The following is a 14739-nucleotide window of genomic DNA, read 5'->3' as shown; positions in this document are numbered from 1 at the left end:
AAAAATACAATACTCCTAAAACTTATAACTTAATACAACGTTTTAGAATAAATTATTTTTTCCTTAACATTCAGTTAGTCAGTGTTTTATGCTTTAAAATTTCTTTTTCAGGTTTTATTTGTAACGTTTTTGGCATCATGATTGTCTAAAATGGACAAATAATTAACGAACAATAAATAAAAATCACATGAAAAAAGTATTACTTTCTTTATTAATGGTTGCAGGCCTGGGCTTTGCAGCTTCAGCTCAAACAGAAGGAGCGGTTCAAAAACTAAGCATTGGTGCTGAATTTGGGTTACCGACAGAAAAAAATTCAAATACCTTAATCGTAGGCGGTTCATTGCAGTACGAACATCCAGTGGCTAAAGATTTAAATTTAACTGGTTCAGCTGGTTATTTATCATTAATGGCCACAGGAGATGCAAAAGATTTTTTGAAGTCTATTGGGGCAAAAACGAGTTATGGTGTTATCCCATTAAAAGCTGGTGCTAAATACTATTTTGGTGGTAACTTTTATGGTGCTGGCGAATTAGGTGCAGCAATTAGCACTGAAACAGGTGGTAGCACTTTATTTGCAGTTGCACCAACTTTAGGCGCATCATTTTCTGTTGCCGATAAATCTAGTTTAGATTTCGGTTTACGTTACGAAAATTGGTCAGGAAATGGCGGTTCTACAGGCTTTATTGGCTTACGTGCTGCATTTGCATTTGGTTTATAGTATCAAACCATAATTTATTCCAAAGCCTCCAAGAAATTGGGGGCTTTGTTGTTTATCAGCTGATTAAGGTTTCATTGGTTACAAAATAATTTTAACTATCAAGTTAGTTTGTTTATCATTGTACTGTTTTCGCTTGATAGGTGAAGACACGGAAACTAAAAAATAATTTTCAAAAAAACTCTCAAAAAAAATCAGATGAAAAAACTAGTATTATCTTTATTAACAGTTGCAGGTTTAAGCTTTGCAGCTTCAGCTCAAACAAACAAACCTGTAATTTTTGGTGTGAAAGCCGGAGTAGCCTTTCCAAACATGACCATATCATCAGGAAACGCATCAGTAAGTTTCGATGCAAAAACATCTTATTATGTTGGCGGTACAGCCGAATTTGTATTATCTGATGTAATTTCAATTCAACCAGGTTTAACTTTTATAAACAAAGGAACAAAACTGGCCAGTGGTGATATTGATTTCGAAGATAACGATATTAACACTACTGAAGAGGCAACATTAAATTTTAAATATCTGGAGTTACCGGTAAACCTATTGGCGAATTTTAAAGTAGGAAGCGCTGGTAAGGTATTTCTAGGTGCGGGACCTTATTTTGCGTATGCATTAAGTGCAAATGGTAAATATGGCTCGATAAAAGAAGATATTAAATTTGGTGAGGCAGAATCAGAATTTAAACGGACGGATTTCGGTCTAAACTTTTTAGCTGGTTACCAATTAAACAATGGTTTTAATATTCATGCAGGCTATGGATTGGGGCTAAGCAGTATAGCAGATACAGATCTATCGGATGATATTACCTTTAAAAATAAAGTTTTCTCAGTTGGTGTAGGTTTTTCTTTCTAAAAGAACCGGGAAATAAAGAAGTGGTTGTATCATAAAGAAGGTTTCTTTTGAGATTTTGTCATGTTGTCCAAAGGACTCCTACGGAGAGCCTGTCGAAACACATAAAAGATTATTTAACTAAGTCCTTCGACGGGCTCAGGATGACAATTCTATTTATGATACGGCCTCTTTTTAAATTTAAATATTACTGATTTAATAATAGACTCATTTAATCAATTCCTTTTAAATTTGCAGGAATAAATGGTTAACTTCGGCGTTTTAATAGCACATGTACGCAGTTTTTAAACGCGAGTTATTCAGTTTCTTAAGTTCGATGGTTGCTTATATTACCATTGGCATTTTTCTATTGGTTTCTGGCCTGTTACTTTGGTTTTTTCCTGATACTTCAATACTTGATTATGGTTATGCCGAACTTGATGGTTTTTTCAGTTTAGTACCTTATCTTTTCATGTTTCTTATTCCCGCTATTACCATGCGTTCTTTTGCCGAAGAGCGGAGAGAGGGAACCTATGAGCTTTTAATTACCCGGCCCATCCAAATCTGGCAGATTGTTGTAGCAAAGTACTTAGCAAGTTTGGTTCTGGTGTTATTTGCTCTAATCCCAACCTTAATTTATTACTACAGCATTTCAAAACTGGGTTTTCCTGAAGGAAATATCGATTCAGGATCGGTTATTGGCTCTTATATCGGTTTGTTTTTATTGGGTGCTGCCTTTACATCCATTGGCATTTTCTCATCTGCGTTGACTAAAAATCAGGTGATTGCTTTTGTGATCAGTGCGGCTTTATGTGCATTCGCTTTTTTAGGTTTTGATTACAGCAGTCAGCTTGCTGCATTTCAAAGTATGGAGCACATCATCAGCAATTTAGGGATTAATCAACATTATACTTCGATAAGCCGTGGTGTTTTAGACACGAGAGATCTGATTTACTTTATCACTTTTTCAGTGCTGTTTTTATTGTTCACCAAAATAATAATAGGAGGAAAACGATAATGGAGCTGAAGAATATATGGCTTAATGCTATCATCGTTATAGCTGCATTAATTATTTTAAATGTTGTGGGGCAGTACGCTTTTTATCGTTTTGATTTTACTGCTGATAAACGTTTTACTTTAAGCGATAAAACGAAATCGCTATTGGAGCAAAATAAAAAACCGGTAATCATTACTGTATTTTTAGCAGGAGAGTTACCTCCTGCTTTTAAACGGCTGCAGGCTGCGGTGTCGGATATCTTATCTGATTATCAGGCTTATGCTAAGACAGAAGTTAAGGTAGTTTTTGTCGACCCTTTAGCAGGTCTTAATCAGGCCGATCAGGATACCGTAATCAATAATTTGTACGAAAGCGGTATAGAAGCAACCAATTTAAGTGTTAAAACTGAAAGTGGATTAACGCAGAAGCTCGTATTTCCGATGGCCATGATGGAAAGCGATGGCAAGGAATTTCCTATTAAACTTTTCCAGAATTTAGATACCCGAGGAAATTACGAAGACAATATAAACCGCTCAATTGAAAACCTGGAGTATCTTTTTACTTCAGGTTTAAAGAAAGTACTTTCGGGTGATAACCCCCGGATTGGCTTTTCAGAATCAAACGGCGAACTTTCCGATTTACAATTGGCTGATGCCATTCATACCCTATCTAGCAGTTATCTGGTTGGCCGTATTGATTTAAACAGTATCGATAAAGCAGGGCTTGATAAATTGAAAATGTTGATTATCGCCAAACCAAAAAAACCTTTTACCGAAACGGAGAAATACAAAATCAATTACTTCGTAATGAACGGGGGGCGAGTACTTTGGAGTATTGACCAGGTAAATGCCGAATTGGATAGTTTGCGTGGAAAAAGCGGGCAGATGGCCGTTAACAGTAATTTAAACCTCGATGATATGCTTTTTATGTACGGAGCAAGGATTAATTATAGTATTATTGCCGATCCGGCAAACAGTGCAGAAATTCCGGTTTCTACAGGTGTTGTAGGGGGGCAAAACCAGATGCAATTGGTTCCCTGGATCTATTACCCGATTTTATTGCCCGATACTGCAGAAAGTGTGGTGAAAAAACTGGATGGCGTGAAATCTGAATTTCCAAGCACAGTAGATACTATTGGGGTTAAAGGTGTAAAGAAATCATATATTTTGGCTACATCTCCTTACAATAAGGTGTATAATGTGCCGAAATTGTTTAGCTTGCAGATGGTAAGCGAGCAGTTAGATCCACGGTCTTTCCAAAGTAAAGCACAGCCTGTTGGTTTAATGTTAGAAGGTAATTTTCCGTCAGTTTTTGCCGGGCGGCCCTTACCGGCTACTATTACGCAACCTTATACCCTGGAAAGTATAAGCAAACCGGCTAAAATGATTGTAATAGGAGATGGTGATATTTTTAAAAACCAGGTATCGGAGCAAAATGGAACGCCCTTCCCGCTAGGTTTCGACCGTTATTCGCAGCGTACTTTTGGTAATAAGGCCTTATTGCTCAATATTGTTGATTATTTTACGGATAACGACAACTTAATTGCGCTACGAAATAAAGAAGTAAAGATTAGATTGTTGGATAAAGCCAAAATTAAGCTCGAAAAAACGAAATGGCAATTTATAAATGTGGTGGCACCCTTGCTATTGTTAATATTCTTTGCGATTTTTCAACATTATCACCGCAAATACAAGTACGCTAAATAATTTTTATATTTTTGAAGAAGACTAAATAATATCATGAGATTTATTGTATCCACATCAACTCTATTAAAACACTTACAAACCGTAAATGGTGCATCAAGCAGCAGTACGGTTTTGCCTATATTAGAAAATTTTCTCTTCGAAATTAAAGATGGAAACTTAACTATCTCTGCTACCGATCTGCAAACCAGCATGACAACTGCTTTGGCTGTAGAATCAAAAGAAGAAGGTAAAGTAGCTGTTCCATCTAAAATTTTATTAGATACGCTTAAAACATTGCCAGATCAGCCCATCGCATTTAATATCGATGATAGTACTTTTGCGATCGAGATCAGTGCCGGAGATGGTAAATATAAATTAAGTGGTGAAAATGGTGATGATTTTCCTAAGATTCCAGTAGTGGAAAACGCGTCTTCTGTAAACTTACCTGCGTCAGTTTTAACTGAAGCCATTACAAAAACTATTTTTGCTGTAAGTAATGATGAGTTGCGCCCGGCTATGACAGGTGTATTCTGTCAGTTATCCCCTCAGCACATTACCTTTGTAGCTACCGATGCACATAAGCTGGTGAGATACCGCCGCATGGATAGCAAGGCAGATAAAGCAACATCATTTATTCTCCCTAAAAAGGCTTTAACACTTTTGAAGGCTGCTTTACCTTCAACTGATATTAATGTATCAGTAGATTATAATGCAACAAGCGCTTTCTTTAAGTTCGAAAATATCAATTTAGTGTGTCGTTTAATAGACGAGCGCTATCCAGATTATGAGGCAGTAATTCCAACCAATAACCCTAACAAACTAATTATCGACAGAAGTTTGTTTTTAAATACACTTCGCAGGGTTGTAATTTTTGCGAATAAAACAACACATCAGGTAAGGCTGAAAATTAGTGGAAGTGAATTAAATATCTCTTCAGAAGATTTAGATTTTGCTAACGAAGCACACGAGCGTTTAAGTTGCCAGTATGATGGCGAAGACCTTGAAATAGGCTTTAATGCACGCTTTTTGATCGAGATGTTGAGTAATTTAAGCGGTGATGAAGTTACTTTAGAACTTTCAACACCAAACAGGGCAGGGCTTTTAATTCCACAGACCAATGATGAAAATGAAGACGTTTTAATGTTGGTGATGCCTGTGATGTTAAATAATAGTTATTAAGAAAAAAAACTAATTTATTAGTTTTAATAACAAAGTGGCTTGGTTTTTGACCGAGCCATTTTTGTTTACAATCAACTAACACAACTAATGACAATCTATAACAATCTCTCGAAATCACTGATTTTGCTCACTGTCTTATTTAGTATGGGCCTATCATCCTGTAAAAAGGACAACCCGGATGAAGTAGTAAAAGGCCAGGCCAAGGTAAAAATGGTCAATGCAGCGCAGGCCAATGTGTATCAGGATGTTTATTTAGATAATGAAAAACTAACTACTGCTGCTTTAGCCTTTGGCGAAACCAGCGATTATGTAAAAATACCTTCTGGCAATAGAAGTGTTTCTTATGCCGGCACAAATAACACCACTACAGATACCTCATTAAACTTTACACCATCTATTACTTACACTACTTTTTTGGTTACCAATAAAAAAGGAGAAATGGAAATAGTAAGTTATGAAGATAATTTAAGTAATACCGAGTCAGATAAAGCTAAAATTAAACTGATTAATCTTACACCTAATTTTGCCACTGGCATAAATGTTATGGTACAGGGTGGTACCCAGTTTGTTAATGGATTGGCGTTCAAAGAAGCGTCAAGCTATTTTACAGTAGATACTGGATTCAATTTAAGATACACGGTAGTGGGTTCTGGTAATGTTAAAACCATTCAAAGTACAGCTTTAGAAGGGGGGAAGATATATACCATTTGGTTTAGTGGTACAACGGCAGCAACCTTAGAAGCACATATCATTACCGATAATTAATTTCAAAGTTTAATATGCTTTCTGCTATCTTTACGTTTTATTAGCATCAGCGATTAATTATGAAAAACAAAGTATTGTTTCCTAAAATATTTCTTCTTCTTATACTTGCCGTTTTAATCAGCTCATGCATCAAAAACGACAATTTAATTGAAGGTGATGCTAAAGTTAGATTCTTTCAGGCTGCTTCGACTGATACTACCCAAACTTTCTATTTAAATGGGATACAAATAGGAACACCTGTTGCTCATGGTACAAATACAAGTTATGTGGTTGTTGCAGGCGATGCTGCTTATAATATAACTACAAGAGATATAAACACGGGTGTTGATGTAGCCTCATTAGGAGAACAAACATTTAAAATCGGACAGAATTATTCTGTTTTTTATTATAAAGAAAAAACAGGAGACCCTGCAAAATTGAAGGTTTATGCCGATGATGTAAAACCAGACCTTGATTCAGCTAAACTAACTTTTTTAAACCTTGGTTATACGCTAGGCTCTAGTGTTGTAATTACCGATAGCACAAATACGGCCAAACCTGTAGAATCTACAATTGCGTATGGAGCGATTAAAACTTTCAAGGTTAAAGTTAATAGAAACATGAAATTTGCCTTTAAATTAACTAGTCCTACTGCAACAAACCCACCGCCTGTGGTACCACGCTTAGATTCTCTTAATATTAATAATGGTAGAGTTTACCTGATATTATTGGATGGCGATAAAAAGGGAGAACTTAAAAATCGAATTATTTCTGCCAACTAATTTTATTGCAATATACTAGCATTTAATCCCTTTGATATTCATACTTTTGCCCAAAATTAGATAAATGGAACTACTACAGCAGCTTATAGATTTTATTCTTCATATAGACGTACATTTAGCTGAAATTGTTAACGAATACCGTACCTGGACTTACCTCATTTTATTCCTGATCATTTTTGCCGAAACCGGTTTTGTTGTAACACCGTTCCTTCCTGGCGATTCGTTGCTATTTGCAATGGGCGCTTTAATTGCTGGCGAACATGAAACCGGCTTAAATATCTGGATCATGCTTATTATTCTAATTGTGGCAGCAATTTTAGGAAATACAGTTAACTATAAACTTGGCAGTGTTTTAGGTGCAGGTGTATTTAAAGAAAAAAATAAGATTTTGAAGCTTAAATATTATCATCAATCTCACGAATTTTTTGAGAAACATGGTGGTAAGGCCATTATGTTGAGCCGATTTCTTCCAATTTTCAGAACCATTGCACCATTTGTAGCTGGCATTGCCAAAATGCCATTCGGTCGTTTTACCTATTATAACATTATTGGTGGAGTAGCCTGGATATTTGCATTATTGTTAGGTGGTTATCTATTAGGGCAAATTCCGGTAATTAAAAACAACTTCGAACTGGTTATTATTTTTATTGCTGTGGTAACCTTTGTTCCCGCCATCTGGGCAGCCATCAGAAGTCGTTTTCAACCTAAAAAGATTGAGGCAATAATTGAAGGAGAGGATATAAAGGCATAATTATAGTTCCCTACCAATTAGGGAACCATTTTGATATTTTCTTTCTACAGCTTCACTTTCTATTTTCTCATCAGGTAATAACGCTGTTTTAATGAGGTTTTTAAGCACTGGCTGACCCGCGTCAACCCAGGCAGAGTACCAGAACGATCCTGTTTTTAATATGGCAGCACGCATTTGCTTTTCTACCATGTTATTCATTTTAGTACGATAGGCTTTTGAGTAAGCTATAGCGTATTGTTTCAGCACAGTATTATTTCTTTCAGAAAAGCTATACTTTTTGTCAGAAGGAAATGATGCGCTCAGTTCAGCTTCAAAAGTTAGTACGGTATCAACCAAACTGTGCGTATGCTTTAGTATTTTCCAGATTTCTTGTAGTGGGTTTTCTATATACGCTGCTTTGCCAACAACAAAATTATAATGAGTTGAAAACAATTCGGGTAAACGGCTTTCCCAAAAGGCATGTATACCTACCTGGTTGGTGAGCTGACCATTATGATTGGCAGTAGTGTGTAAAGGAACATGTGCATCGCCAATGTAATGGCCCAGGTCTGCAGAATATTTTAAAATCTTTACCGAATCGCGCATTTTAAAGGCTTTAACTAAACCATAATAGCTACGTTGTATTTGCCAGGGGATAATACCATCGGTGTTTAGTTTTTTTAGGCCGTATTTAACCAGGGCATCATCCCATTTTTCGGGAATACTATCGATATTTTTCTCATAGTTCTCCACATCGAGGTAATGCCGAGGTGCTTCGAGCGTATCAGCATACCTGCGTTTATCTGGGTCAACGGCATGTTCGGTAATGTATTTGATATTCTTTTTATAGAAACCGATCATATCAGAAGGCAAAGTGAAAACAGCAAGGCTATTTATCCTTTGATGTGCAAAGAACCCCCAAGAGGTACAAAGAAATATAGGGATGATTAACGCGGTTAAAATCGTTAATCTTTTCATATAACCTAAGATAAGCAATTTTCTTTGTAACTCAAAGGGTGCAGAAGTTAAAAATTATGCCTCTTCCATTTTTTTCATATCAAGCTTTTTCATTTTCATAACAACATCCATTACTCTTTTTGCTCTTTCGGGCGTTGCCATTAGCTCACCAATGTTTGATGGAACAATTTGCCATGAAAGTCCGAATTTATCCTTTAGCCATCCGCAAACGCTCTCTGCGCCACCATCATTTAGGAAAGTATCCCAATAATAGTCTATTTCTTCCTGGCTGTCGCAGTTTACCATAAGAGAAATAGCTTCATCGAATTTAAACTGTGGACCGCCATTAAGGCCCATAAATTTATTTCCGTTTAATTCGAAAGTAACAACCATAGGGGTTACTTGTGTAATTTTGGAATTTTTAAAAACTGTACAATAATATTTTGCTGCTTCTTCGGCTTGTCCGTCAAACCAAAGGCATGTTACAAGTGGTTTTGCCATTTTATATAAATTTTTTGTGTTACCACAAGTTAGGCAAGATTTTTAGTTTGCGTAAGGTTTAAAAGTGACGATTTAAGGGGGCGATCTGGACAATAATCTGCTCTTATGCTCCTGGCTAAGCCCCAAATTGTGCTAAATGGTGGTCAAGGTGTTTATAAAACATATTGTTCCACTCCGTTTTTGCTAACGGGCCAAACGAATGTGATTCTTTACCGTCGAAATGGACTTCGCCAAGTTGTTGGGTTTGATTAATGTAATCGATTAAACGCCTTTTCTCTTTTTCAAAATCTTTTTCACCCTTAATAATAAATTGCGGGGCTGTCTGATTATTTTTAGGATAAGGTTTCTCGCTCACCACTTTGCTTTTAACTAATTTTTTCAGGATAAATTTCATTATTGGGCCTGGCTTTGGATGAATGTCATTGTAAACCATTTCATAAGTTACATTGCAATGTGCCAGCATCTGTGCAACATTCATTTTGCCCCAAAGTTGAGTGGTAGTTGGAGTAAGCTTGTTAATTCTCTCAATAATTTCGCTAGTTACGGCAGCTTGGAAAATGTTCTTCATGGTTAATTAAAAATGATTTCTGGACGATAGATATTAAAGACTTCCGATCCTATATTGTTCAATTTTTCGATAAGTGGTTCACTGCCGTTTTCAATGACATGGTTTCTTTCATTTTCAGTTATGGGTATCATCCACAAAACATTAACTGAACTACCTCTATAATCATTGAGTTCTAATTTAGGTAGAACATTTAAGTCCCTAACCAAAATTACAGAGGTGATTTTGGTATTCTTAAATTCTTTAAATGTTATAGTATGGCCATTGCCCATCCATGTAATTCTTTTCCAGGGGATGTCTGCCTGTCCGCTTATCCAATTTCCGATTTTGTCTAACTCCGATTGCGTTAAGCCTGATTTTAATATCAAGCCTAATTCTATTCTGTTTATTTGATTAGGATTTTCGCTATACATTTCAACTACTGGCATTGGCAGCAAAGAAAGTCCAACGGTAACAAATACATCATTAAAATCTCCAGTTTTTAAAAATAGTCCTTTTGGTGGCCATTCATTTCCATCAATAGCATAATATTTATTGCTCTTTCCTAAAATTTCTTCATAGCTTTTTAATAATTCTGGTTGTTTTATTTGAAATGGATTTGGTTCGCTATCCCATAAAGCCCAATATTCTTGGGCACTTTTAACCCTATCTATTAAAATATTCGATTCAATAAGTTCCCAACAGAATTCGCCATGATCTTTAGAATCTCTAGCGTAGCCGAAAAAGTCGCCACTGCCTGACCACGAAGGTATGATTGCAATAATTTCTTCTTTCGCTAATAAAGCTGCCGAGTCCCCCTCTTCGAGCCACACAATTTCCAAATCTTCACTTTTCAGTGGAGGTTGCCCCGCTGGAAATCTACAAAATGAACTAGTAAGCATGGGTGGTATCCCTTTTTTGATAAGATTCGTTTCAAGGTTTGCAGGTGCTGCCGCTAAGTTTCTGATCCAACAGCTTTTAATGCCAAAATCTGTGTCTTTATCACCCCAAAGATAAAAGTAAGCAACTCTTTCATCTTGCTCTACGATTGCTGTAATCGGGCAGCTTGGGCTGCGAAATTCAGCAAGCACTTCTGGTTCTTGCCTTTTTTCTTTTCTCAAAGAAAAAAGCTTTTTTAATAAACTCATTTTTAATAATCTTAGTTCCTCAACATTTTAAATGAAAACCAGCCCAATAATGCGATAATCACCGCCATTAATACCCAAAGCCATGCTTTGTTTTCAAATAATGGTTTTTCTATTTTAATGGAATAGGCAGGGTTTTGTTGTTCTGTTCCAATGTTTACGCTGGTTAAATTATTTGGGATTTTACTTTCAAATTTTTCAATTTCATAAACCGGACCTGTAGCTTTTTCATTGCCATAATATAAAGCATATTCATCTTTTGGTTCGTCAAACCGGGCTATAATTTCATAAATGTTTCCTTTTAACTGTAAGCCGCTTAAACGTAATGGCTTATTGTCGTTATTTTGGATGGTGATTTTTAATCTGGATGTAATGGTATTCGCGAAATTGAATGTTGGCTCTTCCAAAGAACTTATCGTGCCTTCATAGAGATTCGCATAATTGTACTGAATGCCTTTGTCGGTTTTAAAACTATCTGTTGCATATTCAATTTTGATCGAACGGTAGAAATCGAAATCGCTTTGTGCATTCAACTTTAAATAGGATAGGGGAACGGGATTGGCCAAGGTTACATCAATAACTGATTCCTTTTTGGATATATCGTTTTTAAGGTCGAAAGATTGATACTTAACCTCCTGATAGGTTCCCTTTATGGTATCTGTTTTCGAAATTTTTGCTTCCAATAATTCGGGCTGTATTGAGCTTTTTACCGCAATCCTAAAATATTGATACTTCGAATCAGGAAAATTCAATTTGGTAAACTGGTAATCTGTATCATTGTTCTTGATCGATAAAATTCGATAATCTGATAAGATAGCAAACCATTCTTTATTATCGTTACTGCCTTCTAGGGTAACTTTCCAATCGAAGTTTTCTTGTTTAAAAGCCAAATTAATCTGGTTGATTAAATTTATTCCTGGCGACTGAAAAGTATAATAATAACCATTAGGATTGGCACTTTGGTTAATCTGTTTAAATGCAATATCATTTGTAGTTACCTTATCGGCACGCTGTTTTAACAGGTAAGGAACTTCTATGGTATCTTTTCCATTGATGCCAAAAATCCTTAAATCTTCGAAACCTGCATTTGCTTTTTTATATAAATCATCTGGCAGTACCATTTTATGCCAAACCGTATTCACACCCGTTATACTCCGCTTAAATTTGTAAGTATTGGTTTGTGCATTTGCGATGGTGGCGCAAAGCAAAAACAAGGTAAATAGTTTAATTTTCAACTTTAGCATCATCTATAATTAAATGTTTGTATTTATTGTAAAGGAAAGAAATGATGAGCAATAACACACCCAACGACACAAAAACTATGGTTTTAGAAATTGTGCTTAAAGAATAGATATCGTAAAAGAAAAGTTTGATCAACGTTATCCCAAATAAAACCATGGCACCAATGCGCAAGTGTTTTTTGTTTTTGGCCAGACCCATGCTAATTAAGAATAATGAAAAGATGCCCCAAAGGATGCTCAATCCCAGTTTATAACTTCCTTCTGAATGTGATAGTTCTAAAATATTGATCAATTCGCTACTGATGATCCATAAGATTGAAAGATAAAGCAGGTAATCGAACATGGTCTTTAAATCTTTTTTCAATAACCCCGAACGCTGCAACTGATAGCATTGTACAATCAGCAAAGCAAAAAAAGCAATTGCTAAATACCTGATGCCGATATTAAATGAACCAATAATGAAATACTTACTTTCAGGAAGTAAATAGGCATCTCTAAGCTCACTTAATTTATAGAGTCCAAAAGTTAGAAATACTATGATAACCCAGATATTAATAACAAGGTTAGTGATGGCGAGTTTGCTGTTTTTTAGCTTTTTAATGTTCAAATAACTTAATGCTGAAGCAAAAAATAGGGTGTAAATATAAATCCACGCCGTTTTTAAGGTCTTATAATTATAGTTGTATTCACTAATTGAATCGTAAAGTCTGGTTTTTGGAGTAGTGTTGATCTTGCTCAGTTCGAAGAGGTTATTAAAGTATTTAGAAATCTCGATCCTAAAGGTAATGTAGATTACAAAAACCAAAATAGCGGGAATGGAATAACTGAGTATCTGTCTCATCCAGATCCATGCTACGGGTTCTTCACTTTCTTTTTTGCTGATGCTGAACATCCGGAAAAAGCAGGCAATAAATATGCATGCGGTTAAAAAGCCAACGTTAAGAATTGGTGTGATTATGGCTGCATTTCCGTTATAGATATCATAATAAGTTATCCAGTCTTCCAGCAGACTAAAAAAGGCCAGAAATATTAATGGGAAGGAAAGTTTTTCGTAAATAACAATCTTTTTTATCCGCGCTAAGTAGAATAGTACAGCGGCTTCTACAACCCAGAAAATGGTTACCCAACCGCCATCTAGCTGAACAGGAACAGCCATTGTAATGAAGGTGATCACCATTGCCAGAATAAGGTAAAAGAGGTTTTTATCTGCAAGATTTTTCTTGTAAATAATCAGGCATACCACAAAGTGGATCACGGCATTTGCCAACGTAAACAAACCTAATAATTCAGTACTGTTTTTATTGTCGGATAATATTAGATAACCTATTCCATAGTATACAAACGAATTTAAAAGTAAAATGACGACATCGCTAAAGCCAAAAACTTCTTTTTTGCTTACTTTGTAGGCCAGGTTGGTAATGTAAAAAGTGAGGAAAAATAGAGTAGAAAATAATAATGCGAGGCTAAAGTAATTGTTTGTGCTACTTAAATCTAAGCGCCAGGCAGAAAAGATGATCCATGTTAAACCAAAAGATGCATAGAATAAAGGCTTCCAGTATTTTTTGAAACTAAGCACAAGGATACCAATATTGATGATGGCCATGTAGGTAAACAAAACGCCAACTTTGCCCGAACCATCGCTCAGTAAAAAAGGCACGGCATAAGCGCCAACCAAACCAATATGGGCGATAACCTGTTTATTATACTTAATTGCTGCAACCACGGTAAATGAGGTGAATACAACCATTAAAGCAAAGGCCAGTGCCTGCGGAATTAAAGCGTAGAAATCGTAAGCTGCATAAGTAATAAAATACATAATGGCAATCGCACCACTAACCAAAACGGCTGAAAAATTATCGTATTTAGCTTTAAGCTTTATGGCAAAAGCCATTAAACCGGCGCCTACGGCATAACCCAATACAATCCTGGTAAGTGGACTAACCATATCATGATCAATGGCATATTTAGCGCCAATAGCTACACCAATGATTAAAATCAGGATTCCAATCTTGCTAATCAGGTTTTCTCCAATAAATTTCTCGAAATCAGATTTAACCATGTTTTCACGCTTAAATCGCTCGGCGAAATTAGGCTGCATTTGGTTTGCCGGAGACGGAATAGGCGCAGGGATAGGTTGAGGTGCAGCCGAATGTCGTGCGCCTAAGCCCGGAGGCGTATTTATTGGTGGTGCTGTAATGATTGGCTCAGGATTTATTGTTGGAGGCGTAGACACTGAACCTGGCGATTGCAGCGCGCTAACCTCGTTTTTTAAAGCTTGAATTTCGGCTTCAAAGCCTTGTTGCCTCAGCAACAGGTTTTCCAGCTTAATTAAGAGCAGGTTTAATTTTTCTGAATTATCCATTCGATATCTGGTAGTGCGTAATTTTACTTTACTAAATATAAGAATGTATTTCTATTGGGGGCAGAAAATTTTGTGAATGAGTTGAGGTATTGCTCTTACCGAGGCTGTGTCAAAAAGTTAAATTCGATCCGCATTGTCACGTTGAGCTTGTCGAAACGCTTTGCCAAGGCTATTTAATTTATTCCTTCGACAGGCTCAGGATGACAATCTATTATAAGACAGCCACGCAGGAGCAGGGTTCGTGTCTTTTATTAGCGTTTATAGTCTGAACCTGCATTAAAATGTTGTTCACATTGTAGATTTTATATTGATAAATCAGCTCCCGT

General features: G+C 36.2%; 14 protein-coding genes. 8 read left to right on the top strand and 6 right to left on the bottom strand.

The window, feature by feature from the left end; all coding sequences use genetic code 11:
- The first annotated feature begins 187 nt into the window (after positions 1–187).
- The 8 genes from AC1RJ8_RS15570 (at position 188) to AC1RJ8_RS15535 (ending at position 7684) form a co-directional block, all read left to right on the top strand.
- Positions 188–718 carry a hypothetical protein gene (locus AC1RJ8_RS15570; RefSeq protein ID WP_477584828.1) on the top strand — a complete coding sequence of 177 codons (531 nt, stop codon included), beginning with the start codon at positions 188–190 and terminating at the stop codon, positions 716–718.
- Between the two features lie 195 nt (positions 719–913).
- Positions 914–1570, top strand: a complete 657-nt coding sequence (locus AC1RJ8_RS15565) for a porin family protein (protein ID WP_492954610.1) — start codon at positions 914–916, stop codon at positions 1568–1570.
- Between the two features lie 268 nt (positions 1571–1838).
- Positions 1839–2564, top strand: a complete 726-nt coding sequence (gene gldF / locus AC1RJ8_RS15560) for a gliding motility-associated ABC transporter permease subunit GldF (protein WP_492954611.1) — start codon at positions 1839–1841, stop codon at positions 2562–2564.
- Positions 2564–4249, top strand: coding sequence for a gliding motility-associated ABC transporter substrate-binding protein GldG (gene gldG, locus AC1RJ8_RS15555; protein ID WP_492954612.1), 1686 nt, complete (start codon positions 2564–2566; stop codon positions 4247–4249). Before gldF ends, gldG begins: the two co-directional genes overlap by 1 nt.
- A gap of 33 nt (positions 4250–4282) precedes the next feature.
- Positions 4283–5407, top strand: a complete 1125-nt coding sequence (gene dnaN, locus AC1RJ8_RS15550) for a DNA polymerase III subunit beta (protein ID WP_086545224.1) — start codon at positions 4283–4285, stop codon at positions 5405–5407.
- An 87-nt stretch (positions 5408–5494) separates the two neighbouring features.
- Positions 5495–6172: a DUF4397 domain-containing protein gene (locus AC1RJ8_RS15545; protein ID WP_492954613.1), complete on the top strand. Its 678-nt coding sequence runs from the start codon at positions 5495–5497 to the stop codon at positions 6170–6172.
- A 59-nt stretch (positions 6173–6231) separates the two neighbouring features.
- Positions 6232–6933 (top strand): DUF4397 domain-containing protein, encoded by a 702-nt coding sequence (locus AC1RJ8_RS15540; protein ID WP_492954614.1) that lies wholly within the window; start codon positions 6232–6234, stop codon positions 6931–6933.
- A 64-nt stretch (positions 6934–6997) separates the two neighbouring features.
- Positions 6998–7684 (top strand): DedA family protein, encoded by a 687-nt coding sequence (locus AC1RJ8_RS15535; protein ID WP_492954615.1) that lies wholly within the window; start codon positions 6998–7000, stop codon positions 7682–7684.
- Here AC1RJ8_RS15535 and AC1RJ8_RS15530 read toward each other — a convergent pair whose 3' ends face one another.
- From AC1RJ8_RS15530 to AC1RJ8_RS15505, 6 genes are all read right to left on the bottom strand, one after another.
- Positions 7685–8641: a zinc dependent phospholipase C family protein gene (locus AC1RJ8_RS15530; RefSeq protein WP_492954616.1), complete on the bottom strand. Its 957-nt coding sequence runs from the start codon at positions 8639–8641 to the stop codon at positions 7685–7687.
- 54 nt (positions 8642–8695) lie between these two features.
- Complete coding sequence (locus AC1RJ8_RS15525; protein WP_492954617.1) at positions 8696–9121, bottom strand: VOC family protein; 426 nt, start codon at positions 9119–9121, stop codon at positions 8696–8698.
- A gap of 115 nt (positions 9122–9236) precedes the next feature.
- The gene (locus tag AC1RJ8_RS15520; RefSeq protein ID WP_492954618.1) at positions 9237–9689 is read right to left on the bottom strand and encodes a DUF1569 domain-containing protein; all 453 of its coding nucleotides are present in this window, start codon (positions 9687–9689) and stop codon (positions 9237–9239) included.
- A gap of 2 nt (positions 9690–9691) precedes the next feature.
- Complete coding sequence (locus AC1RJ8_RS15515) at positions 9692–10813, bottom strand: suppressor of fused domain protein (RefSeq protein ID WP_492954619.1); 1122 nt, start codon at positions 10811–10813, stop codon at positions 9692–9694.
- An 11-nt stretch (positions 10814–10824) separates the two neighbouring features.
- Positions 10825–12045 (bottom strand): DUF3999 family protein, encoded by a 1221-nt coding sequence (locus AC1RJ8_RS15510; protein WP_492954620.1) that lies wholly within the window; start codon positions 12043–12045, stop codon positions 10825–10827.
- Positions 12035–14413 carry a DUF2339 domain-containing protein gene (locus AC1RJ8_RS15505; RefSeq protein WP_492954621.1) on the bottom strand — a complete coding sequence of 793 codons (2379 nt, stop codon included), beginning with the start codon at positions 14411–14413 and terminating at the stop codon, positions 12035–12037. The genes AC1RJ8_RS15510 and AC1RJ8_RS15505 overlap by 11 nt, the downstream gene beginning before the upstream one ends.
- Positions 14414–14739 lie beyond the last annotated feature (326 nt).

This window comes from Pedobacter sp. GW822-FHT03F06, assembly GCF_058801365.1.
Note: the sequence above shows the minus strand (reverse complement) of the source record. Positions and strands in the feature narration are given on the sequence as shown.